The following is a 26,045-nucleotide window of genomic DNA, read 5'->3' on the forward strand; positions in this document are numbered from 1 at the left end:
ATGCGCAAAAAACCCTTCAGCACCGCTTGAAAGTAGTGCTGAAGGGTTTAATTATTTTATCTAGCTGCTCTTTACGAGCTGTTCTTCTTCTTCCCCAACTGAAGTCTGTTCACCCTGCCATAGTAGCTGCATCTCAGAGTTTGTGGCAAGCAGGTCGGACAACGTTCCTTCCGCCTCGATCTTACCATCCTTCATCACAATAATATGATCCGCTTGCGTAAGAGCTGCTCGACGGTGTGACACAGCGATACAGGTTACGTCTCTCTCTGCAAACAAACGCTCCCACAGCACTTTCTCTGTTTCGACGTCCAGTGCGCTGGATAGGTCATCGAAGATAAACAGGTCTGACTGCGTCATCATCATCCGCGCCGTAGCCGCGCGCTGAATCTGACCGCCTGAGAGCATAACGCCTCTCGGTCCCACCATTGTGTCAAGCCCATGCTCTAAGTCCTCAATATCCTTCTCCATGACGGCCAATCGTACCGCGCGGTCAAGTGATTCCTCGCTATGCTTGGTGCTTCCCTGCAGGATGTTTTCGCGAAGCGTATCGCTGAACAGCCGTGGCACCTGCGGTGTATAAGCCGATCTAGGCGGAACAAGGAAAGTTGCCGGATTAATTTCTTGCCCATTCCAGCGAATAGACCCGCTCGACTTTTCCAACAGCCCGAGCAGCGCGCGCACAAGTGTTGATTTGCCTGATCCGATTCGGCCTGTAATGACTAAGAATTTCCCGCGTTCAAGGTTGAAGTTGATATCCGTGATCCCATTCTCAGAATTCGGATACGTATAAGATAGTCCCTCAATTTCCAAGTTGCGCAGCAGATCGTTCTTCCCTCTCTTCACTGCCGGCGGCTCAGGAGGAGAATCATATAGGTGTATCGCGCTGTGCTCCATAATTCGGAACTGTTCGCCGGGACGGAACAGAATCTGCATGCGATCGAGCGATACTTTAAGTCGCTTATGTTGAAACACCATGTAGCCAAAAAGTGAAATACTGAATCCGAAGTTTGTTAAATACGCCGTGAATAGCGCAAAGTCTCCAACTGTAAAGCGTCCTGCCTGCATTTCTGTGGCACACATGAGAAGAATGACACCTGTACAGATGCTTAGCACATGCTGATTGAGAGATCTCATCCATTGCTTGAACAGATTATCCTTAAGTGCGGCTTTGCGGCGAGCTTCGTTCAGATGGGTAAATCGTTTCACGACATTATCTTCGGCTTGCCCCAGCTTGAGCGCCTGCACGGCACTAAATGTTTCTGCGATAAAGCTAGTAATGCGCCCTGTTGCTTCACGGTTCTGCTGCCCATATCGCCGCGCGCGGTTGCCGGACAGGTTGTTCAGCAAGGTGACAGCTACGAGCGGGAGAATGGCCACAACGGTTATCTTCCAATTGATCGACGTCATAATCATGATCGAAACGACAGCAAATACCAATCGTCCCCAGAAATCTACCCATGACTCTACATACTCTACAACTTCTTCAACATCATCACGGAAGCGGCTCATCGCTTCTCCTGAGGAAGCAGGGAGGTTGCGTCCTGGCCAGCGCATAATGCCAGCCAGCATGTTGGTACGCAGTACAGCTTGAATATGGTAAATATACGTTATCCATTTATAGAAGGCGAGAAAGAACATGCCCACCCTCGATACCCTTACAAGAGCAATCACAATCAAGGGGACAGCCAACCACAGGTAATCATGAGATTGACTTGTAGCTCTATCGAAGAACCATTGCATACCGAGTCCAATAAGCAGCGGAAGCGAGTGGAACAGCCCCCACAGCAGTCCGTTTACGATAAACAGGGACAATCTAAATTGAAACAGGCGTTGAATAAATCGACCTACTGTCATGCCAGTTCCTCCTCTCTCCCTGTGCTTAAGAGCTTCGCATAGTGGGAATTCTCGTCATTAGCCAGCGCTTCTCGCTCGCCAAACTCCAGGATACGGCCATCGCCGAGCACCATGATCTTGTCTACGGATTCAAGCGTAGATAATCGATGCGCGATCACGATTCCCGTGCATTGTGAAAGCAATTGATCCACAGCGCCCTGCAGCATGGCTTCCGTTGCGGCATCCAGCCTCGAAGAAGGTTCATCCAATATGACCAAGCTTGGTTCTGTTAAGAATACTCGTGTCAACGCAAACAATTGCGCCTCTCCAGCGGATAGCGATGTCCCGCCAGTCGCCAGGTGAGTGTCTAACCCGTCCGGCAAAGCATCAATCCATTGCTGCAATCCGAGTCTAGTAGTCGTATCGAGTATTTGTTCATCTGTGACTTGACTTTCAAACAAGGTTAAATTGTCACGAAGAGTGCCGTCAAACAGCTGCACGTCCTGCGTGACCATCCCGATGCGGCGATACAGCGCGTCTAAGCGCATATCTCGAATATCGACTCCGCCGACTCGAATCACGCCGCTGTCGATATTGTACAGCCGCAGCAGCAGGCGGCTGAGACTTGACTTACCGCTGCCGGTACGCCCGATAATCCCGAGCCGCTCGCCAGGCTGAATCGAGAACGTAATGTCTTCCAGTACGGGCTTATCAACGTTATAGCTAAAGTTCACATGTTCATATTCGAGTCCAAGAGCGCCGTTAGGAAGCGAAACTTCTTTTCCTTCTACAATTTCACTTTGCTTGGACAGCAGTTCGCGTGAGCGAAGCATACCAGACTTCGCCTTCTGGAACTCTTGCACCTGATCGCCGAGCATTTCAATCGGATCATTCAACATCTGAGTGTATTGATAGATGAGGAAAAGAGTTCCTAGCGATATCTCGTCGATCAAGTAATAGTGAACGCCTAATAGCAAGACGGCGGTAACAGCGATCGCGAATAGCACAACAGTCGTGTTCCAAGGGACTACTCGCATCATCCAGGCTTTTCTTCCTCTTAGGAATACTTCGCGCATAGCGCGATGGAATCGATTCATGACGTAGGGAACACTGCCGTTCGCCTGAACATCTTCAATACCTGCAATACGCTCTTCAATGAACCCGAACAAGGAAGCGCTGGCTTCACGCTCTGCCTTGGAAGAATTCACGCCCATGTCGCGAATGAATACCATGAAGAATATAGACACCCCTGTGAACAAGGTCATCACGATGGCAATAGGCCAGTTGGTTGCGAACATAAAGCCAAGAATGCCTGCCAGCAGCACAAAGCTGCCTATAACTTGAACGATAAACATAGCGAAGAAGTTCGACATGCTAGTGACGTCACCGTCAATACGTTCAATCATCTCGCCTGGAGTCTTGAGATTATGGAATCTCATATCCAGCCTTAGGCAATGCTTGAGCAGATCTCCGCGAATCTGATTGGTCGCTCGCCAGGACACATCATTGCCAAGATAGCTAACGGCCACTGTAATGAGCTGATTAAAGACGGCAATGACAAGGTAGATACCAGCGAGAACGAACAGAGTCGAGACGATTCCACCTTCAGCCGCTGTATCTATAAATCGTTGAATAATCTGCGGATTAATAAGCTGCAGAGCTGTTGAGGTCAACAGCAAGACTAACAGGAACAGCAATCTTGCTTTAACCGGACGAAGATAACGAAGCAACCATAACATGGATAATTGCTGATTTTGTTTCATATAACAACCCCCAACTATTTCGAAAGAGCAAGAATTCAGGAACAGGAGAACACGACCTCGCAAGAAGATATTGCACAAAAAGGTTGATTCAGTAAAAAGCGAACACTATTCATATTACACGAAATAACAAGTGGTTCAAGGTAAAGAATGAGTATAATCTTATAAAATTCCATGCTTACAGGCGCGGAAGGGCGCGACCCAGAGGTGCCGCGCCCCAAGTGGAGCTGTAACAGGGAACTTCCCGCTTACGGGCGTTGAACGGTGCGACTTTGTGAGTCCGCGTTCCCGTTAACGCGGTTTAACCCCGTTACAGCGTGTGCGCCGCGCTCCAAGTGGAGCTGTAACAGGTATTTTCCCGCTTACAGGTGCTGAAGGGCGCGACATAGAGGTGCCGCGCCCCCGTTACAGCCTGAGCGGCGTCATATAATCGATGCAAAAGATAGCAGTCCAACGGTACTTGTACCTGGATTGTTGTCTTTTTTTACTAGAAACACGTCTTTCAACAGCACGACGTGAATTATATCAATGAGTTGCCGCGTGGATTTTTATAGAATTGAAGGTAGCATCGATACTCGAATCGGGAGGGATAAAAGATGTACGATACATTTTTATCACCTATTCATATTGGCAATGTGACCTTGAAGAATAGATCTGTTATGACTGCGATGGGGACTGGATATGCAGAGCTGGGTGGGTATGTGGGTGATCGTCTGATCGCCTATCACACTGAACGCGCTAAAGGCGGCATTGGCATGAACACGGTGGGTATATCGCCCGTACATGAAACCTCCGCAGGACCCAAGTATGTAGGCAGCTATGATGATAAATTTATTCCTGGACTGACGAAGCTTGCCGCAGCGATTAAAGATCATGGCGGGGTAGCTTGTATATCGCTTCAACACTTTGGCAGACAAATGAGCTCGAAGGACTCGGGCCTGCCTCTCTTAGCACCTTCTCCCATTCCGTGTTCTCTCTATCAGGAAATGCCGAAGGAGATGACATTGGAAGATATACAAATGATCGTTGAAGCGTTTGGTGATGCGGCGCTTCGCGCGAAGAAAGCGGGCTTCGATGTTATTGAGCTGCATGGTGCGCATGGTTATTTGATAGGCAGCTTCTTGAGTCCATTTTCCAATAAACGCACGGATGAATACGGCGGCAGCCTCTATAATCGCATGAGGTTTGCGATAGAAGTATTAGCAAATGTTCGCAATAAAGTAGGCGAGGACTTTCCCGTTATGATGTCCATTAGCGGGGAAGAGCATGTGGAAGGCGGCTTGCATCTGAATGAAACGATTAAGATAGCGAAGATGCTGGAAGGGGCGGGCTTAACCGCGCTTAGTGTTTCGCAGGGCAATCACGATGCGTTTGGTTATGAAGCGCCGAATACATATATGCCCGAGCAGACTCACGTTGAGGTGGCCGCCGCGATTAAGAAGCATTTGAACATCCCTGTTCTGGTTGGGGGTCGAATTACAACGCCGGACATGGCTGAAGCGATCCTGCAAGAGGGCAAGGCGGATATCATAAGCTTTGGTCGAGTGCTTCTCGCTGATCCACACTTCGTCAATAAAGCGAATGAAGGTCGAGCTAATGAGATTATTCGGTGTGTCGCGTGCAATAAAGGCTGCATCACGCGCATATTCAGCGGCGAAGGCGAACCAAGCTGTATGTTCAATCCTGCAACGGGCCGTGAAGTGGAGTATCAGCTTATACCTGCTGAGAAGAAGAAGCATGTGCTTGTTATTGGCGGCGGACCTGCAGGACTCGAAGCGGCTCGCACGATGCAGGAGCGAGGGCATAGTGTGACATTGTTTGAGAAGACCGGCGGCTTAGGCGGCCAGCTCGTACTCGCAGGGGCATCTCCACATAAGCGGTCGTTTAAAGACGCGGCATTCTCACTTGGCTTTAGAGCTTATAAGTCCGGCATCGACATTCATATGTTCACGTCCGCGAATCCAGACAACATTAAAGCTTTGAATCCGGACGAGATCGTCATCGCAACTGGATCCGAGCCGATATCGCTAGAGATTCCAGGCACTCGTGACAGCAATGTGTATAAGGCAAGGGATGTGCTGTACGGGGACGCTTTTGTGAAGGAGCAGGGCATCGTTATTATAGGTGGAGGAACGGTAGGCATTGAAACAGCAGAGGTGATGGCGGCATCGGGCAAGAGAGTCGTTATTATCGAGATTACCAATGAAATAGGCAAGGGAATCGGTTTTCATACAAAGCCGTATGTCATGAAAGCCTTGAGAGATGCCGGCGTCGACATCTATACGGAGGCAAAGTGCATCGCCTTAGGGAAGGGAAGGCTCGTGATTGAGCATGACGGATATACTGAGATCGTTCCCGGTATTGAGGCGGCCATTCTGGCGGTCGGATCGAAGAGCGATGACAGCTTAGTGGAAATGGTGAAGGCTACACATATTCCATACCATATTATTGGAGACGCCCATCAGACTGGCGATGCACTCGATGCGATCTGGGCTGGCGCTGATCTGGGCAGAATGATATAGCTTTACCATTTTAGCTGGTGATAAGTTGATATTCAATAGGGGGCGTGTTATCGCCCCCTTATTCAGCATCCTGCACAGATCTTGTCTCACGCATTCTTCATTATTGTTCGTTTGGCTTTATTTATAATTCTAACGGTCGCCTTCGTATCGGAATCCTTCTCCCATTGATCACATAATTGGAGTACCCATTCCGGTTGAGTTTTACTAGCATCATTTAACCAGTTGCCTACAGAATCTTGTACATATGTAGAAGGGTCGGATTGGAGCAGATTCAGAATAGGGAGTGCTAGATGAGGGTTATGCTTTAACTCTTCAATATGCTTAGACCATACTCCGCGAGGACGAATAGACTCTACAGAGAACCTGCGAATGTATTCGTTATTACTTTTTGCCCACTCTATCAACAATCTCACGCTTTTATTTATATCTAGAGCAAGGTCTTCTCTAACAGACATCCAGGCAATTTCACGAACCCCAAAGTGATGATCTGCCGCAAAATGCATAATATACGATAATTTTTCTTCTATTGTATCGTTCATTTTTTTATTCATAAATGCTGCCCAACACCTAACACTATCTGAAACATGAGTGGAGCATTTCTCGATGATAGCTTCTTTTCCACTCTCACTTACTTCATTCATAACTTTATCTAATAAAGCCCCTGTCAATCGTATCGCTTTCATTCCGGATTCGGCATTCTGCCTTTCTAATTCAGATGCTATATACTCTAGTTTATCTTCTAAACCGATTGACGGCAGAACATGATTCAGCAGCGAAATATGGTTAACAGCAAGCCATTCCGTCAGATTAACACTCTCCATTATTCCTTGATTAAGCAGTGCGATAACTTCATGAGGAATATTCTCTGCCTTCGTGGCTCCCTTTCTATGTAATAAGTCTCCTCTCAACGACATCTATCATCACTCCTTGAAAATAGTCAAATTCTCATCCATATTAACTTGTAACTTCTCCAGATCAAAGTAAATTCCTGCTACGTAGTCCGGCTAGGCTTTCGTTCAGAGATGCCAATTCTATTGTTGGAAAATCGTACTATTTAATCTAGCGAAAAACCTTTACTTCATTATGGCAATCCAATAGGATAGGAGTAACTTCATTTTGCTAGAATCAGGAAGATGCTGTTGTCGACACGATCAATCGGTCAGACGGATAGCGAACCATAATAGGGAGATGGATGATATGTCGAACAAGGTAAAAGTAGCTTTGCTTGGCGCAGGTCTAAGAGGTGTGGTCTATACCAATTATGCTTTAACCAATCCAGATGAGATGGAAGTGGTCGCACTTGCCGATCCGAATCCTGATCGAAGAGCTATGTTTCAGCAGGCGCATGGACTTCCAGATGAGATGTGCTTTGCGGATTGGGAACAATTGCTTAGTCAGCCTAAGTTGGCAGATGCGATCATTATTTGTACACAGGATAAGATGCATTATGAACCGACGATGCGGGCACTTGATGCAGGCTATCATGTGCTGCTGGAGAAGCCGATGTCTCCTGATCCGCTGGAGTGCGTAGAGATGGGAGAGAAGGCGCGCAGTACAGGTCGCGTATTTTCCATATGCCATGTGCTTCGCTATACACCGTTCTTTGATACGTTGAAACGATTGCTGGAGGAAGGTGCGATTGGGCGGTTAATGTCGATTCAGCACAATGAAAATGTAGCTTACTGGCACCAAGCGCACAGCTACGTGCGCGGGAACTGGGGCAACTCTGATAAATCCAGCCCTATGATTCTGGCCAAATCCAGCCATGACATGGACATTCTGCACTGGCTAGTCGGCTCAGACTGCATACATCTCTCATCGTTTGGCAGTCTGTCGCACTACAAAGCGGAATATGCTCCGGAAGGCGCACCGCTGCGCTGCCTGGATGGATGCCCTGTCTCAGATACATGCGTCTACTATGCGCCGAACTACTATTTGACAGGTGGCGAGGACTGGATGCTGCAGGCTCTGAGCGACGATCAGAGCTACGAAGCGCGCAAGAAGGCGCTGGAGGAAGGACCATATGGACGATGCGTATACCATTGCGATAACAACGTGGTCGACCATCAAGTTGTCAATATGGAGTTTGCAAATGAAGTAACAGTCGCATTCACGATGTCCGCCTTTACGAAACACTGTTCACGTACACTTAAGCTGATGGGGACGATGGGAGAAATTCGCGGCGACATTGATAAGAATGAGATCGAGATCAGACGCTTCGATCAGGAACAATACGAGATCATTAAGCCTCTCCTTGAAGATGCATACGGTCACGGCGGAGGGGATATGCGTCTAGTTGCTGACTTCGTACAGCTAGTACGTGAAGGCGGCAGCGGCAAGGGCTTGACTTCCGCAGAAGCATCCGTTCAGAGCCATCTAATGGCATTTGCCGCTGAACAGTCAAGATTATCGCATGAGGTTATCCATCTGCCAAGCTATTTGAAGCAGCTGCAGAGTCAATCCGCAGCAGTCGTTTCTGCTGGTGAACGAAAATAGGGTACTATGATGATATAGCGGCAGTTCCTTCAGAAGAGTGTGTCTGAGGGGCTGTCGCTTCTTTATTTGAGGAAGAGGAGAACATATCCTAGATAGATTGACGGTGTCGTGGTAAAATTTAGTGATTATATGTAACAACTAACGTAGTTGAAAGAGGAGGATCACACATGGACAAATCGCAGACGATTATACGGGATCATATCGTATTTCCGGACCCATTGTTCCCGTTTACTGCCTCCACTACAGAAGGCGTCAACCCTGAGATTCAGCGTTTGCATTGGCATCATGCGCTTGAACTAAACTATATTCGAAGTGGAAGCGGTTACTACTTGATTAACGGCGTGAAGCTGCAGTTTAAGCAAGGGGATTTAATATTTATTAATAGCGATGATCTGCACCGCGTGTTTGAAATAGAGAATCTAGTGATGGACATCATTATGTTTGATCCATCTATGTTGGCTTTCGATCTGAATTATGATCCGGATCTGATGAAGGCGTATCGAGAGATAAACATCGTGGGTCATGAGGAGCCGATTGCTCTAGAGCTTGAAGAACTCTTCCATCGTATGATGGCTGAATATAGCAAGTGTGATACTGCCTATATCAGTTTGATTCGAGCTGATTTAGTACGGTTCTTTAGTTTATCCAATCGCTTTCTGAGCGTGTCGGATCAAGATCAGACTCCTCTGAAGCAACGCGGAATATGTGCGATTAAAGAGGCGGTTCGTACGATGGAGATGTCTCTTGGCTACGCATGGACACTGCAGGAATTAGCGGCGCTAGTCCATCTCAGTCCTTCACGCTTTAGTGCTTTATTTCAGCAGGCAGCAGGGACTTCTCCATTGAATTACTTGATCCAGCTTCGGCTGACGCACGCGGTTCATTTATTGGAGACGACAGAGATGAAGATTATTCATATATCAGAACAGTGCGGCTTCCGCAATCTGTCCAACTTCAATCGTCTGTTTAAGCATCATATCGGCAAGTCGCCTAGTGATTTTCGAGAGTACGCTTAATGGCAGCAGGAAGTTGTCAACTGGACGGAGGTGGAACTGTCACTGCGCAGCTCAATCGCTTGACTTGGAGTTAATTCCAAAGAATAAACTAGAGATGAAGGAAACAATATCTATTTGAGAGTGAGGAATAATCAAATGGAATATGTGAAACTCGGAAATACAGGCTTGGATGTATCTCGACTTTGTCTTGGTTGTATGAGCTTTGGTGTGGCAGATCGGTGGATTCACCCTTGGGTACTCGATGAAGAGCGCAGTCGTCCTATTATTCGAAAAGCTCTTGAGCTTGGCATCAATTTCTTTGATACGGCTAATGTGTATTCAGACGGAACAAGCGAGGAAATGGTTGGGCGAGCTCTGAAGGATTATGCCAATCGTGATGAAATTGTCATCGCTACCAAGGTTCATTTCCGTATGCATCAAGGTCCAAATGGTGCTGGTCTTTCCCGAAAGGCAATCATGAGTGAAATTGATAAGAGTCTTGTGCGATTGGGAACCGATTATGTTGACCTCTATCAGATCCATCGTTGGGATTACCATACTCCCATTGAAGAGACGATGGAAGCATTGCATGATGTTGTGAAGGCTGGGAAGGCAAGATACATAGGTGCTTCTGCCATGTACGCATGGCAGTTCCTTAAGGCATTACACGTGGCTGAAAAAAATGGATGGACTCGGTTTATATCCATGCAGAATCATCTTAACCTTATATACCGTGAAGAGGAGAGGGAGATGCTGCCGCTTTGTAAAGAAGAAAAAATCGGAGTGATTCCATATAGCCCGCTTGCATCAGGTAGATTGACTCGTGATTGGGCGGAAATAACGCATCGTTCTGAAACCGATCAAGTACAGAAGTCTAAATACGATGCGACTGCAGATAGTGATCGACTAGTTGTGGAGCGGGTTGCAGCTATCGCAGAAAACCGCGGTGTTCCCCGTGTTCAAATCGCACTTGCTTGGTTATTGCAGAAAGAACCAGTAACAGCTCCCATTATAGGAGCAACGAAAATGTCTCATCTCGAAGATGCGGTAGCTGCTCTTTCGATTACGTTAACACCTGAAGAAATGATGTCGCTGGAAGAGCCATATGTTCCTCATCGGGTTATTGGTGCAGTTTAAATACATGTCTATTTATCGCCGATACAGGGAGCCATCAAGGAATGAAGAAGATCCTCATTATTGGAATCGTAGCTAGTGGTAAGACAACATTGGCAAAACGCTTATCAGAGAACATGAATATTCCTTGGTATGAACTCGATACCATCGTCCATCACGAAACGTCAATGGGGCGACATAAGCGCACAGCAGAAGAACAAATCGAAGTATTGATGGAAATAGATCGTAACGGGACATGGATATTCGAAGGAACAGATCGAGAATCCTATCAATGTTTATATCAAATGGCAGATACCATCATTTTTCTTGATCCTCCTTTATGGAGGCGTAGAATAAGAATTCTAACTCGATTCCTTAAGCAGAAGCTCGGCATTGAAAAGTGTCATTATAAACCAGACTTTATGATGCTGAAGATGATGTATAAATGGACACGGGATTTTGAGGAAAATAGAGGCAGTTTTGAAGCTAAGCTGAAGCTATACGATGATAAGCTAATCAGACTAAGCGATAATGAAATGAAATTTCATGTCTCATAACAAAAAAGCCTGATTCTTCAGGCTTTTTTTAATGGAGTAAGATTAAATTATTTATCACTAGGTATTGCCTTAAATACTTCAGCCGCTTTTTCACTTGTGGTATCAAGCATGAATTTACCGTTCGCCGACCACTTTCCCATCAACTGTTCATTCTTTTTCTGAGCATCATTCATTGATTTTACGTCTATAAATTCGTAAACTTTGACTACTTTGTTGTCTGCATTGAACATAAATCCATCTGTTGCCCCAATCATATCAAATAAGGGCTTCTCGCCTGCATCAACTTCAAAACCGGCATCTTGGAACGCTTTAACGAAAACATCCATTGTACGATTATCAGCTTTTTCTCCGCCACAAGCAGCGAGTGCTAAAACCATGAGTGCCACACAAAACATTACAGTTAATCTTTTCACTGCCTTCTCCTCCTGTATGAAGATATGTGCTATAAGATCGAATCACATTGTTTAATTCTACTACAAATGACAATATCCAACAATCTGTTAGTCTAAAGAACGGACTGTTCGAAACATCTTATTCAATAGAAAATATTGTAAGGTGAATAAATTGTATGATAGAATGAAAATAAGTACACATGATTTAAGTTACCAAATTCAATTACAAGGAAACGATAATATGAGCAAAAATAAGATTACAATAGGAATTTCTAATAAAGAAGGTCAGTTAGGTTTTATGTCTACGAGAGGAGGTTATAGGGAAGGAGCCGGGAGGAAAAGTATTGGCGAAACTAAAAAAGTATCCTTAACTCTAACGGACGAAATATGGGGCAAAATAGAAAAACAGTGTTCGGATCATCAATTATCTCGTTCGGAACTTATCCGTAAAATTATTGAATCTTATTATTCATAAATTGCAATGATGAGTAGGTGAGATCTGTGTTGGTTCATATATCAAAAGATTCTCTCATAAACGCTGTTCAGCACGTATTGAAGGCTGTCTCAACGAACAGTCCAATTCCCGTACTAACCGGAGTAATGATTCAGGCAGATCCCAGTGATTTAATTTTTACGGCAAGCAACTCAAGTATGACTATTCAATATAAGATTGCTCAGGATAACAGCTCTATGACAATTCAAAGAACTGGAGGTATTGTTGTTCCAGCACGATATTTTTACGAGATTATTCGTAAATTTAATGCTGGGGTGGTTACTCTTGAAATGAGAGAACATATGATTCTCACGATCATATCAGGCCATTCTCAGATTCGGTTGTGTGGAATGGATCCAGCAGAATTTCCGTCAACTCAATTTGTAGAGAGCAATACTCCATTAAAATTTGAAATTAAAAGTACTCCATTGAAGTCATCCATCAAACAGGTTGCAACTTCAGTTTCTTCGTCCGAGAGTCGACCGGTATTAACAGGGGTTTATTTTGCTTATCATAATGATTCTCTTCATCTTGTGGCCACGGATGGAATTCGTCTTGCATCCCGAACTATAGTTATGGAACATGATGTGGACGCCGATGCACATGTGATAATACCAGGTAAAAATCTATATGAAGTATCTAGAATATTGGACGGTGAAGACAACACTACTGAAATTGAATTGGGTATGAATCAAATCGTATTTACAACAGGCAATATCCAGATTCAGTCTGCATTAATAGAGGGGGCTTATCCATCCATAAAAAAAGTAATTCCAACATCTTATGTAGCAGAGGTTGTCGTTCATACATCAAGTTTTTTGAATGCTGCTGAACGGGCAACTGTGTTAGCGGGTGAAAGTATAATAAGGATAATGGTAACTTCCCATATGTTAGACTTAGTATCCAGAACAGCTGAAATAGGAGATATACGAGATGAAGTGCCGATAAAGGAGCTGAACGGCGAGGATTTTAATACATCTCTGAACGGTAAGTTCCTGATCGATATACTTCGTTGTGTTGATAGTGAGTATGTCAGATTACGATTTACTGGAAAGGCAAGCGCAATTATTATACAGCCAGAAGATGATCCGTCGTCTACACTGTTTTTAATTACACCCGTAAGAACTGCGAATTGATATTTGTTATAAGCTGAAAGACATACTAGATTTATTTAAGGGAGTGGAACTATGTTAGTAGCACAGCTATATCTGAATGGCGCTTGTTCTGAAGCTATCGATCTTTATGAAAAAGCCTTTAGAACGGAAGCTGATTCAATCATGTATGATACTCAAAAAGAACCTGAAAAATTCGTCATACACGCGGAGATGCACATTCTTGGAACTAGATTAATGCTCAGTGACTTTGGTGGGACTAAAGAGTCCTCAGCTGAGTCCACTATGGAAATGGTCGCAATTTTTGAAAACGAGGAAGTTTTAAGAGAGGCATATCAAGTATTAAATGAAAACAGCAAAACGATTACCCCAATAGGCCCCATTTTCTTCAGTCCATGTCTAGTCTCATTTATTGATAAGTTTGGTGTTCGATGGTGTTTTATGGTTTAGGTGTGGCAGAACGGGTATTTATTATCGCTCTCTATTTCGCCAGAGTAACACATCCGCGTCACCTACAATATGATGAATCTAGAATTATAAAGAGGTGAGCCAATGGCAGTCGTAAAAGCCAGAGAACAGGATGTTAATATGTTGGCAAGGTTGCTTCGAGCTGAAGCTGAGACCGAAGGCGAAATGGGCATGCTCCTTGTTGGAAATGTTGGCATTAACCGAATAAGGGCGAATTGCTCCGATTTTAAAGATATCCGGACAATTCCCCAAATGATCAATCAGCCGCACGCGTTCGAAGCGTTGCAACATAGTTTGTACTATCAAAACGCAAGAGAGAGGGAACGCCGTCTGGCGCGAAGGGCTGTGAATGGGGAGCGGAATTGGCCAGCCAAATTCTCTCTATGGTATTTCCGTCCAGGATCCTTCGAAAATCCCGGACCATGTCCGCCAACTTGGTATAATCAGCCATTCGTAGGACGATGGAAGAAGCACTGTTTTTATGAACCGACCGCGGAAGAATGTGAAAATATATATAATACGTATTAATTTTATAAACGAAAAGAGCTCAGGATCTCTTTACCTGACTTGTCACAGCCATGTGTCGGTTGACAAGAACTTTATCTCATTAAGTGCCGCGTAGATCGCGGCTTCTTTCGGTTTAGCGGAATAAGAAACGAAGTCTTGTAGCAGGGTGATGTTATGGATAATGATAGAAAAAGAAAATTAGAGAAGTTACTAAAGGACAACAAAGTAAAACAAGCGAAGATACAGCTTGTAGAAGACTTAAAAAAATACCACGACATTGATATTTCAGATAAGGAACACATTGATTATCAAATATCCGAGGAAGTTCATAAAAAAGTTTATGAGCGTATTAAAACGGATGAAATCAAATTGTTGAAATTCCAATATGACAAAGAAATACTCAAGTCGAAGATTGATTTTATTTTTGATTACTTTAAGAAATATGAAAACGAAACAGTTCTATTTTACCCTTCTACATTCGGCTTTTACTTTAGGAGTAGCAATCAACTTTATTTAGATTTTCCAATTGCAATAATAACGCCTTTATTGGATTGCAAGAAGATTATTACGAAATTAATGTTAGAAATGCACGATGATTTGGTTGTTGTTTCGGAGGAATTAAATTTCGGATTTGTTCTAAGCGTAGACGAATATTCAGATGTAACAATCGAGTATTGGGGAAAATAAATAATGAATTCTTTTTGCTTCGCCCCTTTAGAGGACAAGGGGGAGCTGAACAAGCAGCGATAAAAGTTTTGGAGAAAGACAATTTCAAAATATAGTAAAGAGAATTATGTCGAGTTGTATGGTGATACTTTTGATGGTTATAAGCTGATTTTTCGATTCGATAATAATGAATAGACAATTTTGAGAGTGTCGTAGAGTCCCGTAGTATAACACGCTTGTTACGTTAACGGGTATCGATAAGTACAACGAAACGATGATATGGAATTTACTTACCTAGGATATCGTACCAATAAGGAGGAAATTCGTTATGAACAAAGATGAACTTGGAAAATTATATCCAATAACAGTTGTCCCTTACGATGGAAATTGGACTTTATTATTTGAAAATGAAAAACAATTTTTGATCAATCTTCTTGGCTCAGAAATAGCTCTACGAATAGTACATATCGGAAGCACCGCTGTACCAAACTTATCAGCCAAGCCAACAATTGATATTTTAGTGGAGATTCCAAATGAAAGTGGTATTTGTGAATTGATAATGAGCAAGATGAATGAAAATAACTATATACACATGAAAGAGCAGAAAAATCATTTGATGTTTATTAAAGGCTATTCTCCGACAGGATTTGAAAAGGAATCCTTCCATATTCACATGGGGTCAAAAGATTTGGACTTTCTATGGGATAGAGTGTATTTTAGGGACTACCTACGTGAGAACCCTACTGTTGCCAAACAGTATGAAGAACTCAAGCTTAGATTAGCGGAAACTTATAAGTATGATAGGGAAGCTTACACAGACAATAAAACGGAATTCATTAGACTTGTAACCAGATTAGCAAAAGAGAGGCAATAGATTTTTTTGGAGGTTATTATGATAAATAAAATTCATATCTTTGGTGCCTCTGGTTCAGGAGCAACGACTCTAGGATACGAATTATCTTTGCGATTATCCTATATTAATTTTGATGGGGATGATTATTTTTGGATTGACAAATTTACTAAACAGAGAGAACGACAAGAAAGGCTTGGGTTATTAAAAGGGGACCTTTCGAACCATAAGCAATGGATTCTATCTGGGGCTGTCTGTGGTTGGGGCGATGAATTAAAGTCAGAGTTTGATTTGGTTATTTTTCTTTATGTGCCTGCAGAAGCTAGACTCCAAAGGTTAAGTGAAAGGGAATTTCGAAGATATGGCACTGAAATATTACCTGGAGGAAATAAGTATCAGCAATACAAAGCTTTTTTAGAATGGGCATCGCTATATGATAAGGCAGGCTTAGAGGTTAGAAGCAAATCTCTACATGAATATTGGATGTCGAATTTGTCTTGTCCTATATTGAGGATTGAGGGAAATCATACCGTTAAAGAACGGGTGAATATTGTTTCAGACTATCTTAAATCAAACGACAGCAATATAAACTAACGAGAAACAAGAGATAGTGGAGGGGCTCCTACGTGGTAGCACCTTTTTTTGTTGGAGTAAGGGGCACTTACGGAAAATTAACAAAATTGAATGAGTTGGAATTCGGAGGATGATACGATGATTAGAATTCGTACAATGACCGGGGCTTTTCTTTTTAATAATAATGATGTGTTAATGCTGAAACGGTCAAATAACAAAAAGATTGCCCCAGGATTATGGTCTTGCATAGGAGGTCATGTGGAACCCCATGAGCATGCCTCACCTGAGACTTCTTGTTTTCGTGAAATTGAAGAAGAAACAGGTATTTTGCATAATGAAATCATAAATCTAAAATTACGATACATATTGCTCCGACAAAAGGACGTTGAGCTAAATCAACATTTTATTTTCTTTGGCGGTACGAGCACTAGAAATATTATTGGTTGTGATGAAGGCGAATTACATTGGATTAAATTTTCGGAATTGTCCGATTTACAGATGCCATTGAGTTTAAAGTTAATGTATGAGCATTACCTCCAAAATCTAAATTCAGACAATGTATGGACGGGAACATATAGTGATGGAAAGATGATATGGGGACAGTTGTTGAAGTTGCAGGCACAAGAGCTCGATATTACAACATAACTAGGCAGAATGGTTACAAATAAAGGAAACGATTTATGAAGGACGAATAGTATTTATTGTTCAGTTAACGGGCAGATTTGTTCAAAAAACGTTTACAATTCAAGGGAAATGCGATAAATCCTTTTGGTATTGTGGAAACTAATCCCATACAATAAATTGAAAAAGAGGTGGGTTAATGCAAGAAAAGCAAACCGAAGCAAACAGACTGGCGTGGAATACAAAAGCTTATGATGCTTGGATCACTCATTTAGGAACGCCATCCGAACAGGCAGAGAAACTGCAAAAAGACCCTAAACATCCACTTCGTAGATGGTTGAAGTTCATAGGGGAGCCAAAAGGCATACGTATCATAAATCTATTAGGGTCAGCTGGGGGGAAAGCTATCCCTTTAGCGATGCTTGGTGCAGAAGTCAGTATCGTTGATATTTCCAAAGAAAATATGCGGTATGCCCTAGAAGTTGCAGATGCGGCGGGAGTTAAAGTGCAATACATAAATGCAGATGTTCTCAACATTCCGCACGAAGAGGATTTAAGGAATTTCGATGTTGTTTTGATGGAATTCGGTATTTTACATTATTTTTCTGATTTAGATGTACTATTTTCTATTGTTACTCGAATGCTAAAACCAAATGGTCGATTTATTCTTACCGACTTCCACCCTTTAGCATCCAAGCTATTGACTGATGAAGGAAATGGTATAGTTCTAAAAAAATGGAAATTATTTCGATGCCGAACTTCGTGAAGATAATATCGCCTACACCTCTTTTATACCTGAACACGAACGCTCTAGCTTGCAAAAGGTTTTATTGAGAAAGTGGACTTTTGGGGAAATTCTGTCCGCCTTAGCCAGCCAAGGGATGTACTTAAGAATCCTCGAAGAAGAGCCTAATTCACAAAATAACAAATTTCCAGCATTCTATACAGTTGTAGCAGATAAAATCAAAGCGGATACTCCATTAATACCATAACAAGAGATGACATTCTATTCGAGCGATTCTTAAGCTTACGGGACACGATAGTTGAATAGCCAGGGAGCAGATTATTGCAGTAGCTGCTCCCTATTTTCATCGAAGTAACGGAAAGTACAGTTCCAAATATGATAAAATAGGGGTTAGTTATGGAAATTTACACCTAATTGATATGAGTAACTAATGAGCGAGTATATTGAGATTCGAGGAGCTCGGATTCATAATTTGAAAAATATTGACGTCCGGATACCCCGAGGTAAATTGACCGTTATTACTGGCGTATCAGGAAGCGGTAAGTCCAGTCTAGCCTTCGATACGTTGTACGAGGAAGGAAAGCGCCGTTATTTGATGTATTCCGGTTCACAGTTAATGGTGGATGCAAAGCTCGAGTTTGATCAAATAATCGGATTGTCCCCTACAGTTGCCGTGGAACAGCGAATTACTCGACAATCTAATCCACGTAGCACAGTAGGCACTCGATCAAAAATCAGTAACATGCTTGCCATGTTATTTGCTGCCTATGGGAAGAGGGATCCGGAGCATGATGACGGGCTTCCTTTAACGATGGACATGTTTCAGCGGCATTCACCAAAAGGAATGTGCGTGAAATGTCTGGGAAACGGCAGCGTACATCTAATAGATGAACCGCTTATATTTTCGAATATGAACACGCCAATCAAAGATTTACTCATCGAGGGAATATTATATCGCGGCAAGAACAGACAGAAGCTGGATGAGTTTTGTTACCATCATGGTTTATCTGTCGGACAACCACTTCATTCATTAAGTGGCGAGCAACTGACGGCATTAAAGTATGGAGACAACGGCAAGACCAAATTCCATGGCATCATTCCATTGCTTCTAAACGGACTCAAAAGAGGAGATCTTAGCGGCAGGCAAAATTACCTGCTGCAGGAAGCTTATTTTATAAAACAAGAATGCCCCAAATGTAACGGAACCGGCTTAGGTGAACAAGCCATGTACACGATGATTGCAGATAGAACCATAACAGATCTGGAAAGTATGTACATCCACGATCTGAATGAGTTCCTGCGACTCGAGAAAGACGCCTTTACAGCCAGCCCCCTCATCCATGAGATCATCTTGAAATTGGACTGTATGGTGGATGTGGGCCTTCACCATCTTTCATTGTCACGGCCGGTTCCAACCTTATCGGGCGGAGAAATTCAAAGGCTATTTCTTGCAACCTTCGTTATCGCAGAAATGGAATCGATCATCTTTATATTCGATGAGCCGACCATCGGACTCCATGAAGTTGAGAAAGAAAAGCTCATTGGAATTATTCAAAATCTTGTAAAGCGCGGGAATACGGTCATTGCGGTCGAGCATGATGAAAATTTTATGAGGGCCGCCGATTATATTATCGATATAGGACCTAATGCTGGGATTTATGGTGGTCAACGTATTTTCCAAGGCACATTCGAGTCCTTCATGGACTGCGAAGCTTCAAGAACAGCGCCATATTTGGCATCCGCAAAGCAATTGACGGTGAAAAGCAATAAAAAGCCGGTGGATCGTACTAAAATGCTGATGATTGAAAACGCTTGCCTCCATAATTTGCGCAATGTGACTGTAAACATCCCTCTCGGTTTGATGGTCGGCATCGCGGGCGTCTCCGGAAGCGGAAAATCCAGCTTGATTTCTGGCACTCTAGTGCCGAAGCTAATGGAGCTGCTAGGAAGCAAAAATGCAGCCGATGAGGAAGAAGTGGAAGATCGGCCTCCATCAAGAACGAATGCAAGTATTAGCGGAGCCTCTCTTATTAGAAAATGTTTAGTTATTGATCAGAAGCCAATTGGAAGAAGCCGTACATCTTGTCCGGCAACCTATACGGGTATATATGACCGAATCCGCAGCATGTATGCAAGTACAGAACTTGCAATTGAATTAGGATACACTGCAGGCATATTTTCGCTCAATTCCGAGGGTGGGTGCAGTGCATGCAAGGGTGATGGCATTATTCAATATCATGTCGGCTTCGGTACCTACATTGAATTGCATTGTGATTCCTGCGGCGGCACCGGCTTTATCGAAGAAGCAATGCAAATTCTAATCGAAGGCACAAATATTCGGCAGGTCCTTGAGATGAGTGTTTCAGAAGCGCTGGTGTTCTTTGGGGATGAGCAAAAACAATCCTATGATAAAATCATTCATCGCACGCTTCAGGTGCTGGAACGCGTTGGGCTGGGATACATAACACTGGGACAAAAAACGCCGACCATATCAGGAGGAGAGTCCCAACGCATTAAACTTGCCAAAGAGCTTAGCAAGCAAGGAGGAAAAGATTGCTTATATGTCATGGATGAGCCTACGACAGGACTATCTTTTTCGGACACGGAGAGGCTCATGAAGTTAATGCTTGAACTGACGGACGCTGGGAATACAGTCCTTGTAACCGAACACGATCCTGCTGTTCTGAGCAATTGCGATTACATTATCGAGATGGGCCCAGGAGGCGGTACAGACGGCGGAACGGTTATTGCCGAAGGCACTCCTGCCGAACTGAAGCAAAACAATAAATCTATGATTGGCAGGTATTTAAAATGAGTTTTCAGTGGCAATTCTCAACGCCTCAAGCAGAAGGGTTAGATTCTAGTCGGTTAGCTAGTCTTGATGACTACCTTAGAGTCAAGAGATATCGGCTCGTGAACAGCGTCCTTGTTGTGAAAAACGACCGCATCGTATATGAACGATATTTTAATAAGTTCACCGAACATAGTAAAAATCCAATGAAGTCAATCTGGAAAAGCATTCTCGCGATCCTTACGGGAATCTGTCTGGAAAAAGGATGGATACAGAGTCTGGATGAGCCGATCGCCAATTATTTGCCTGAATTTCGGCAGAGCATTCATCCTTACCACCATGTAATATCGATTCGTCACCTTCTTACGATGTCCTCGGGCATTTACTGGAATGGGGGCATTCATTATCATTGTCCTATGGTTGCACAAATGATGAGAACGTGTGATTGGATTGCACACTTGGCAGACACAGCGGTTTCAGACTATCCAGGTACTCGACATTTGTACAAAGAATGGGATGTTCTCTTGTTGTCAGCCGTAATAGGGAAGGCATATGGTAAACCGTCGTATGACTTATGCGAAAAGTTTTTATTTGCCCCGTTGAGCATTTCGAGCGGTAGATGGCCAGAAAGCCCTTGCGGCGTATCTTATACCGTAATGAAAGGAGAGGAGCAGTCCGATTTAAGCGCACGCGATTTAGCAAAGCTGGGACTGCTTGTACTAAATAATGGTGTGGCGGGAGATGAGCGTATTGTCTCCGAATCGTACTTGAAAGAAATGGTTACACCGGGCATAACCAATGAATCCTACGGTTATTTATGGTGGATATTTAAAGATGGTTACGGCTGCAGAGGATTTGGCGGACAAGAAATTAATGTACTGCCATATGCTAACATGGTTACGGTCATTCAGGCTACGCCTACTTCATCAAATAAAGCATATGGGGATATTCATAATGAGCTTTTAAAAAAATCTATTATTGCCAATTAATATGGGGGCTACATGAAGAGGCTCTATCATTTTGACCATAGATATAATCATCTAAAATGTGGGTATAACAGGAGGTTCCCTAACTAATTTCTTATCGGAAGGCCTAAAGGCATTACACATAAAATCGTCCAATTTATTTAAACTATCGGGAACGATAGTTTAAAGGCAGCCGGTCAACCGATCAGCTGCCGTTTTCATTGAAGTAACGGGCAGTTTAGTTGAACAAGATAAGTGGAGGTTTTATGTCGCATTTGACACATACTGAGAAATAGGATCTCTTTTTTAAAATAAAAAAATCACCTAATAAAAGGTGATTAATCAAAACTAGTTTTAAGTTCTCTAAGAATTAATAGAACACCAATACCGTACACAATAGATATTGATAAGGGCACTAGAGTGAATGCTTGATCAACAAGGAATCCACCTAAGAGTAAAGAGGAAAAACAGGTTCCTAACGTAACAAATAAATAAGCTTTACTTTTATAAATCCACATGTAAGGCAGAAAGTGAGAGCCTGCAAGTAAACCGATAGTAAAGGGAAGATATTCAGGTATATTCAGATATACAATAATAAACACAGGAATATAAAAAGCTTGGGGAGCTGCAACTAATCCTCCTAATGTTCCTAAAGTGTTGTTAGAAGTGAATAAATTAACACCAAGAATTTTACTAATTAAAATTCCAAGAGGAAAAATTGCGCCTAAGCCAAATATCCAAATTAAGTACACGACTTCTATAGGAAAAAATAAGGGCAAAAGGGTGATAATTAAAAAGACAATTACGCCGGACAGTAAAAGTGGAAATCCTTTTCTTGCTTCCAATATGATTTCTTTTTGTAATTCTTCAACTGTTCTACTCATAAGACACCCCTAGAAAATTATAGTAAATCTTAATATAACAAATTTATATAAAAATTACCATATAAAAATAGAATCAAAGTCAAAAATTATGTCACAATTCGACGATATTATATAATAAAAGAAAGCGTGCTTATTGAACTAACGGGGAACGTTAATTTAACTTTGCTCAGCTGCGATTTACGAAAAGCGAGCCCCTTGTAGAGAAGGGTCTCGCTTTTCTATGCAACGAATTGCTTAGTGTACGTTTTCCGCGTTTTGTTGGCGGTACCCGGGTAGTGTCAGGAAAATACGGATTTACAACGATAAGCCCATTTTCTAGATGATTCCCGCGTTTTTAACAACGTTAAGGAAGTTTTAATGGTCTTAAAGAATCTAATGAGATTATCTTCTCTGAATTAAAATGGTACTTTCCTAGTAAATTAATATGCTCCCATCCTAAAGGAGCCGTGTAGAAAGAATAATTTAGGTTTTTTGATTTTTTTGTGACAATGACGAATGTAACTATTAGAAGAGGAATTATTATGACATCCTAGATATGATAAAAACAAAATAGTTATATGAAATGAGGAATTTAATTGAACTTTCCACAACTGAAAATCTCGCATATTATGCCTACAGTTCCAATCCTCCAAGGTGGAATGGGCGTCGGAATTTCATTAAGCAATCTAGCTTCAGCTGTAGCAAATGCTGGAGGTGTTGGAATTATATCTGGTACAGGAATTTCAGTTGAAGATATGCGTACACATATTAGAAAAACTAGAAGTCTCCTAAAGGATACAGGGTACATCGGAGTCAACGTATTGTTTGCCATGAATGATTTTGCCGAAAAAATGAAAGCTGCACTTGAAGAAAAAGTTGATTTCATTATATCAGGTGCTGGGATTTCAAGAGACATGTATGCTTGGGGGAAACAAGCTGGAATTCCAGTCATCTCAATTGTTTCTTCTGCTAAACTTGCAAAAATTTCTGAACGACTTGGAGCTGCTGCTGTTGTTGTTGAAGGTTTTGAAGCAGGAGGACATTTAGGAACTAATAGGCCTCTTTTTGACATACTTCCTGAAATTGTCGATGCCGTTTCCGTCCCAGTTATTGCAGCAGGAGGAATTATGAATGGCTATGATATTGCTAAAGCTCTTAGAATGGGTGCATCTGGTGTTCAAATGGGAACAAGATTTGTTGCAAGCGAGGAATGTGATGCCCCTCTTTCATTTAAGCAAAAATATGTTAATGCTCGTAAGGAAGATACAATTTTAGTTGAAACGACTGTCGGGTTACAAGGAAGAGCAATTACCAATAATTTCACTGATTTAATTAGTGGATCAGAGAAACTAAAAATTACGAAATGCCATAATTGCCTTAAGAATTGCTCCTATCGTTTTTGTACGCTCGATTCCTTGGTTAAAGCCTTAGAAGGTGATGTTGAAAATGGTCTCGTTTTTGCTGGTGCAAGAGTAGATGAAATCAAGGAGATCCTTCCCGTCCAAAAAATCATTGAAAAACTAAAAGTAGAATATCAAAAAGCAATGAAGCAATAACATTTTAGTTTACACTTTTTTTTGGGGTAGCGTCACATAGCCATCAAGCTAAGATTAATAATTACCCCCAAAATAAAAATTTTAGAGGATTGAAGGAATCGAGACGTACTTCATGAATGTATGGACTTTCGGACTCATAATTAAGCTAACGGGACACGATAGTTGAATCATGATATAGAGGCAGCTGGTCAAACGATCAGCTGCCGTTTTCATTGAAGTAACGGGCAGTTATGCTGAATATCTCGGGTAATTGAAAGATGAGGAATTTATATGGAACATGAATGGTTTTGTCCAGCCGTAAAGAAGGTAATAGCTCACGGCTTGTGTTGGAAATATTTCTTCGCTGGACGTGGTGGTCCTACTGATACTGCGGAGGAATTATGTGATTGGATTAAGCATACGGGTGCGTTCAAAGATTTAAATGAGTTCCAAACGGTTTGTGAATCATGCAAATATAAACATGGATAACTCTTAACATTGGAAAATCTTTATTCAGCTAACGAGGAACGATAATGCAACGAACCAGGGTGCAGTTTGCCGGCGGCAGCTGCTCTTTTTTCATTAAGCTACAGGACTTTATAATATACACTTCAATCGTGTAGAGTATTTTTCTAAATGTTTTATCCGTAGACCATGTAATAATCCTTGATTATGATTACAGTATTTACAGGTGACTCACGTTACAAATAGTAGCGCCATCATTCCAGTTTGAATTGGGGAGCTTGGTTTAAGTACGAAATTGTTCCGCTCTCCGTACAAGATAACATCTTAATATGTACTACGCTGCACATCAAAGAACAGATAGAGTTCAGAGTTGAATCAGACGGACGAATAAGGTTAATTCATATAGATCCGCATGGTCACCGAACTGATGCGGTTAACTTAATTCCGATTTGATTAATTAAAATAAAGGCGCAAATAAATTATTTGTAGATTCCGATCAACAATTTTACCTTTCGATAGGATTCTCAGTAGAATACTCAAAAGAAATATGGCTAAAACATTTACCTAAATGAAGGTTGGAGGGAAATGAATGTACGTAACGACGGATAGATTAATAATTCGGAATTTTGAATACGAAGATTGGTCAGCAGTACTGGAATATACTTCGAATAAAAGTGTTATGAAGTATCTACCAGAAGGAATTTATAACGAAGAGGCAGTCAAAGAATTTATAAAGAAAAACATGGGCAGCCTGGCCCAAAACTTCCCTGTTATATTAAAGGATGACGGAATACTACTTGGTCACATTGTTTTTCATAAATATTTTGGTGAGCATACATATGAAATCGGATGGGTATTCAATCCCAACTTTCACAACAAAGGATACGCTTCAGAAGCGGCATCAGGCATATTGAAATATGGATTTGAGGAAATGAATTTGCACCGCATAATTGCTACTTGTCAACCAGAAAATACTCCATCTTATCGGGTTATGGAGAAGATCAGAATGAGGCGAGAAGGTTATTTTCAGAAATGTATACCTCATGAGAATGAATGGTGGGACGAATATTACTACGCTATTTTGCGGGAAGAGTGGAAACAATAGGGCTAAATTATAGAGCAGATTAGTATAGTGGTGTTTCAAAGGATAGTGATAAAATGTGGGTTCTTTTCGTAGTGCTAAGAATTATTCGAATCATACATTAAATACAGGGGAAATCTTGCATTGTGGGGTGGAACAATGGCTGATAATATGATGCGACTGGACGAGATCAAACGGAAAGTGCGAAAACTTAAGAAGCTTGAAGTAAAAATCCGGTTTAACGGTATCAATCAGCCTGATAAAAATCTCATTTGGGACAGTTTCTTCGAGCTTAGTGACACAAGTAACAGTAAAGCGAAATACTCATTGCATTTGTTGGCATCGATGAATCATGAAGAATATATGAACGTCATAAATGAGTATTTTTCATTGATTTATTCTGAGCTTTATAAAGAAAGCGGAATAATTGGTGAAGATGGAACTTATGACTCTGTTATTCTTTCAAGACTTGATCTGCCATTTAATGCTGATGAGACTACCATTAAAAAGAGATTCCGGGAGCTAGCAAAGAAATATCACCCAGATGCAGGCGGTGACGCAGCTATGTTTATTGAGCTTATGGATAATTATAGAAAGCTACTAAGGGATCAAAAATAAGTATTTTGCAATATTTGGGGGAGA

At 42.2% G+C, this 26,045-nt stretch carries 25 protein-coding genes; 20 read left to right on the forward strand and 5 right to left on the reverse strand.

From position 1 onward, the window contains the following. Positions 1-60: 60 nt before the first annotated feature. Together AC3WTP_RS19975 and AC3WTP_RS19980 are read right to left on the reverse strand one after the other, a co-directional pair. Positions 61-1,854, reverse strand: coding sequence for an ABC transporter ATP-binding protein (locus AC3WTP_RS19975; RefSeq protein ID WP_492396393.1), 1,794 nt, complete (start codon positions 1,852-1,854; stop codon positions 61-63). Continuing rightward, positions 1,851-3,596: an ABC transporter ATP-binding protein gene (locus tag AC3WTP_RS19980; RefSeq protein ID WP_492396394.1), complete on the reverse strand. Its 1,746-nt coding sequence runs from the start codon at positions 3,594-3,596 to the stop codon at positions 1,851-1,853. The genes AC3WTP_RS19975 and AC3WTP_RS19980 overlap by 4 nt, the downstream gene beginning before the upstream one ends. A 593-nt stretch (positions 3,597-4,189) precedes the next feature. Between AC3WTP_RS19980 and AC3WTP_RS19985 the strand changes: the two genes are divergently transcribed. Then, complete coding sequence (locus tag AC3WTP_RS19985; protein WP_492396395.1) at positions 4,190-6,115, forward strand: oxidoreductase; 1,926 nt, start codon at positions 4,190-4,192, stop codon at positions 6,113-6,115. A gap of 86 nt (positions 6,116-6,201) precedes the next feature. On the opposite strand, the gene AC3WTP_RS19990 is transcribed toward AC3WTP_RS19985, so the two are convergent. Then, positions 6,202-7,029, reverse strand: a complete 828-nt coding sequence (locus AC3WTP_RS19990; RefSeq protein ID WP_492396396.1) for a DNA alkylation repair protein — start codon at positions 7,027-7,029, stop codon at positions 6,202-6,204. A 283-nt stretch (positions 7,030-7,312) separates the two neighbouring features. Here AC3WTP_RS19990 and AC3WTP_RS19995 point away from each other — a divergent pair, with 283 nt between their 5' ends. The 4 genes from AC3WTP_RS19995 to AC3WTP_RS20010 all read left to right on the forward strand — a co-directional run bounded on the left by AC3WTP_RS19995 (position 7,313) and on the right by AC3WTP_RS20010 (position 11,276). Further along, the gene (locus AC3WTP_RS19995; protein WP_492396397.1) at positions 7,313-8,611 is read left to right on the forward strand and encodes a Gfo/Idh/MocA family protein; all 1,299 of its coding nucleotides are present in this window, start codon (positions 7,313-7,315) and stop codon (positions 8,609-8,611) included. Positions 8,612-8,778: 167 nt separating this feature from the next. Then, positions 8,779-9,627 (forward strand): helix-turn-helix domain-containing protein, encoded by an 849-nt coding sequence (locus AC3WTP_RS20000; RefSeq protein ID WP_492396398.1) that lies wholly within the window; start codon positions 8,779-8,781, stop codon positions 9,625-9,627. Between the two features lie 135 nt (positions 9,628-9,762). Next, complete coding sequence (locus AC3WTP_RS20005) at positions 9,763-10,743, forward strand: aldo/keto reductase (RefSeq protein ID WP_492396399.1); 981 nt, start codon at positions 9,763-9,765, stop codon at positions 10,741-10,743. A gap of 41 nt (positions 10,744-10,784) precedes the next feature. Beyond that, positions 10,785-11,276: a EutP/PduV family microcompartment system protein gene (locus tag AC3WTP_RS20010; RefSeq protein WP_492396400.1), complete on the forward strand. Its 492-nt coding sequence runs from the start codon at positions 10,785-10,787 to the stop codon at positions 11,274-11,276. A gap of 47 nt (positions 11,277-11,323) precedes the next feature. Here AC3WTP_RS20010 and AC3WTP_RS20015 read toward each other — a convergent pair whose 3' ends face one another. Then, complete coding sequence (locus AC3WTP_RS20015; protein ID WP_492396401.1) at positions 11,324-11,689, reverse strand: hypothetical protein; 366 nt, start codon at positions 11,687-11,689, stop codon at positions 11,324-11,326. 220 nt (positions 11,690-11,909) lie between these two features. On the opposite strand from AC3WTP_RS20015, the gene AC3WTP_RS20020 reads away from it, so the two are divergent. From AC3WTP_RS20020 to AC3WTP_RS20070, 11 genes are all read left to right on the forward strand, one after another. Next, entirely contained in the window at positions 11,910-12,143 is a 234-nt protein-coding gene (locus AC3WTP_RS20020) for a ribbon-helix-helix protein, CopG family (protein ID WP_492396402.1), read from the forward strand. 29 nt (positions 12,144-12,172) lie between these two features. After that, positions 12,173-13,297, forward strand: coding sequence for a DNA polymerase III subunit beta (dnaN, locus tag AC3WTP_RS20025; RefSeq protein ID WP_492396403.1), 1,125 nt, complete (start codon positions 12,173-12,175; stop codon positions 13,295-13,297). 51 nt (positions 13,298-13,348) lie between these two features. After that, positions 13,349-13,723 (forward strand): VOC family protein, encoded by a 375-nt coding sequence (locus tag AC3WTP_RS20030; RefSeq protein WP_492396404.1) that lies wholly within the window; start codon positions 13,349-13,351, stop codon positions 13,721-13,723. Between the two features lie 102 nt (positions 13,724-13,825). Further along, entirely contained in the window at positions 13,826-14,269 is a 444-nt protein-coding gene (locus AC3WTP_RS20035) for a cell wall hydrolase (protein WP_492396405.1), read from the forward strand. Positions 14,270-14,422: 153 nt separating this feature from the next. Next, the gene (locus AC3WTP_RS20040) at positions 14,423-14,935 is read left to right on the forward strand and encodes a hypothetical protein (RefSeq protein ID WP_492396406.1); all 513 of its coding nucleotides are present in this window, start codon (positions 14,423-14,425) and stop codon (positions 14,933-14,935) included. A 307-nt stretch (positions 14,936-15,242) separates the two neighbouring features. After that, entirely contained in the window at positions 15,243-15,788 is a 546-nt protein-coding gene (locus AC3WTP_RS20045; RefSeq protein ID WP_492396407.1) for a GrpB family protein, read from the forward strand. An 18-nt stretch (positions 15,789-15,806) separates the two neighbouring features. After that, the gene (locus tag AC3WTP_RS20050) at positions 15,807-16,358 is read left to right on the forward strand and encodes an AAA family ATPase (protein ID WP_492396408.1); all 552 of its coding nucleotides are present in this window, start codon (positions 15,807-15,809) and stop codon (positions 16,356-16,358) included. Positions 16,359-16,475: 117 nt separating this feature from the next. Further along, the gene (locus tag AC3WTP_RS20055; protein ID WP_492396409.1) at positions 16,476-16,982 is read left to right on the forward strand and encodes an NUDIX domain-containing protein; all 507 of its coding nucleotides are present in this window, start codon (positions 16,476-16,478) and stop codon (positions 16,980-16,982) included. 175 nt (positions 16,983-17,157) lie between these two features. Next, a complete protein-coding gene (locus tag AC3WTP_RS20060) occupies positions 17,158-17,724 on the forward strand; it encodes a class I SAM-dependent methyltransferase (RefSeq protein ID WP_492396410.1) in 567 nt (188 codons plus the stop codon). 409 nt (positions 17,725-18,133) lie between these two features. Further along, a complete protein-coding gene (locus AC3WTP_RS20065) occupies positions 18,134-20,518 on the forward strand; it encodes an excinuclease ABC subunit UvrA (protein WP_492396411.1) in 2,385 nt (794 codons plus the stop codon). Beyond that, positions 20,515-21,483 carry a serine hydrolase domain-containing protein gene (locus AC3WTP_RS20070; RefSeq protein WP_492396412.1) on the forward strand — a complete coding sequence of 323 codons (969 nt, stop codon included), beginning with the start codon at positions 20,515-20,517 and terminating at the stop codon, positions 21,481-21,483. Before AC3WTP_RS20065 ends, AC3WTP_RS20070 begins: the two co-directional genes overlap by 4 nt. A 314-nt stretch (positions 21,484-21,797) precedes the next feature. Here the strand turns inward: AC3WTP_RS20070 and AC3WTP_RS20075 are convergent, their stop codons facing one another. Then, positions 21,798-22,343: a DUF7010 family protein gene (locus AC3WTP_RS20075; RefSeq protein ID WP_492396413.1), complete on the reverse strand. Its 546-nt coding sequence runs from the start codon at positions 22,341-22,343 to the stop codon at positions 21,798-21,800. A 608-nt stretch (positions 22,344-22,951) separates the two neighbouring features. On the opposite strand from AC3WTP_RS20075, the gene AC3WTP_RS20080 reads away from it, so the two are divergent. From AC3WTP_RS20080 to AC3WTP_RS20095, 4 genes are all read left to right on the forward strand, one after another. Beyond that, positions 22,952-23,878 (forward strand): NAD(P)H-dependent flavin oxidoreductase, encoded by a 927-nt coding sequence (locus AC3WTP_RS20080; RefSeq protein WP_492396426.1) that lies wholly within the window; start codon positions 22,952-22,954, stop codon positions 23,876-23,878. Between the two features lie 270 nt (positions 23,879-24,148). Next, on the forward strand, positions 24,149-24,346 hold the full coding sequence (locus AC3WTP_RS20085; protein WP_492396414.1) for a hypothetical protein: 198 nt from the start codon (positions 24,149-24,151) through the stop codon (positions 24,344-24,346). Between the two features lie 565 nt (positions 24,347-24,911). Continuing rightward, a complete protein-coding gene (locus AC3WTP_RS20090; protein WP_492396415.1) occupies positions 24,912-25,427 on the forward strand; it encodes a GNAT family N-acetyltransferase in 516 nt (171 codons plus the stop codon). Positions 25,428-25,562: 135 nt separating this feature from the next. Further along, positions 25,563-26,021 (forward strand): J domain-containing protein, encoded by a 459-nt coding sequence (locus AC3WTP_RS20095; protein WP_492396416.1) that lies wholly within the window; start codon positions 25,563-25,565, stop codon positions 26,019-26,021. Positions 26,022-26,045: the final 24 nt, after the last annotated feature.

This window comes from Paenibacillus sp. EB106-04-04-XG159 (assembly GCF_058791835.1).

Bases quoted from the DNA above. Each gene is read 5' to 3' on its own strand.
- AC3WTP_RS19975 (WP_492396393.1), bottom strand. From the start codon at position 1,854: ATGACAGTAGGTCGATTTATTCAACGCCTGTTTCAATTTAGATTGTCC.
- AC3WTP_RS19980 (WP_492396394.1), bottom strand. From the start codon at position 3,596: ATGAAACAAAATCAGCAATTATCCATGTTATGGTTGCTTCGTTATCTT.
- AC3WTP_RS19985 (WP_492396395.1), top strand. From the start codon at position 4,190: ATGTACGATACATTTTTATCACCTATTCATATTGGCAATGTGACCTTG.
- AC3WTP_RS19990 (WP_492396396.1), bottom strand. From the start codon at position 7,029: ATGTCGTTGAGAGGAGACTTATTACATAGAAAGGGAGCCACGAAGGCA.
- AC3WTP_RS19995 (WP_492396397.1), top strand. From the start codon at position 7,313: ATGTCGAACAAGGTAAAAGTAGCTTTGCTTGGCGCAGGTCTAAGAGGT.
- AC3WTP_RS20000 (WP_492396398.1), top strand. From the start codon at position 8,779: ATGGACAAATCGCAGACGATTATACGGGATCATATCGTATTTCCGGAC.
- AC3WTP_RS20005 (WP_492396399.1), top strand. From the start codon at position 9,763: ATGGAATATGTGAAACTCGGAAATACAGGCTTGGATGTATCTCGACTT.
- AC3WTP_RS20010 (WP_492396400.1), top strand. From the start codon at position 10,785: ATGAAGAAGATCCTCATTATTGGAATCGTAGCTAGTGGTAAGACAACA.
- AC3WTP_RS20020 (WP_492396402.1), top strand. From the start codon at position 11,910: ATGAGCAAAAATAAGATTACAATAGGAATTTCTAATAAAGAAGGTCAG.
- AC3WTP_RS20030 (WP_492396404.1), top strand. From the start codon at position 13,349: ATGTTAGTAGCACAGCTATATCTGAATGGCGCTTGTTCTGAAGCTATC.
- AC3WTP_RS20035 (WP_492396405.1), top strand. From the start codon at position 13,826: ATGGCAGTCGTAAAAGCCAGAGAACAGGATGTTAATATGTTGGCAAGG.
- AC3WTP_RS20040 (WP_492396406.1), top strand. From the start codon at position 14,423: ATGGATAATGATAGAAAAAGAAAATTAGAGAAGTTACTAAAGGACAAC.
- AC3WTP_RS20045 (WP_492396407.1), top strand. From the start codon at position 15,243: ATGAACAAAGATGAACTTGGAAAATTATATCCAATAACAGTTGTCCCT.
- AC3WTP_RS20050 (WP_492396408.1), top strand. From the start codon at position 15,807: ATGATAAATAAAATTCATATCTTTGGTGCCTCTGGTTCAGGAGCAACG.
- AC3WTP_RS20055 (WP_492396409.1), top strand. From the start codon at position 16,476: ATGATTAGAATTCGTACAATGACCGGGGCTTTTCTTTTTAATAATAAT.
- AC3WTP_RS20060 (WP_492396410.1), top strand. From the start codon at position 17,158: ATGCAAGAAAAGCAAACCGAAGCAAACAGACTGGCGTGGAATACAAAA.
- AC3WTP_RS20065 (WP_492396411.1), top strand. From the start codon at position 18,134: ATGAGCGAGTATATTGAGATTCGAGGAGCTCGGATTCATAATTTGAAA.
- AC3WTP_RS20070 (WP_492396412.1), top strand. From the start codon at position 20,515: ATGAGTTTTCAGTGGCAATTCTCAACGCCTCAAGCAGAAGGGTTAGAT.
- AC3WTP_RS20075 (WP_492396413.1), bottom strand. From the start codon at position 22,343: ATGAGTAGAACAGTTGAAGAATTACAAAAAGAAATCATATTGGAAGCA.
- AC3WTP_RS20080 (WP_492396426.1), top strand. From the start codon at position 22,952: ATGCCTACAGTTCCAATCCTCCAAGGTGGAATGGGCGTCGGAATTTCA.
- AC3WTP_RS20085 (WP_492396414.1), top strand. From the start codon at position 24,149: ATGGAACATGAATGGTTTTGTCCAGCCGTAAAGAAGGTAATAGCTCAC.
- AC3WTP_RS20090 (WP_492396415.1), top strand. From the start codon at position 24,912: ATGTACGTAACGACGGATAGATTAATAATTCGGAATTTTGAATACGAA.
- AC3WTP_RS20095 (WP_492396416.1), top strand. From the start codon at position 25,563: ATGGCTGATAATATGATGCGACTGGACGAGATCAAACGGAAAGTGCGA.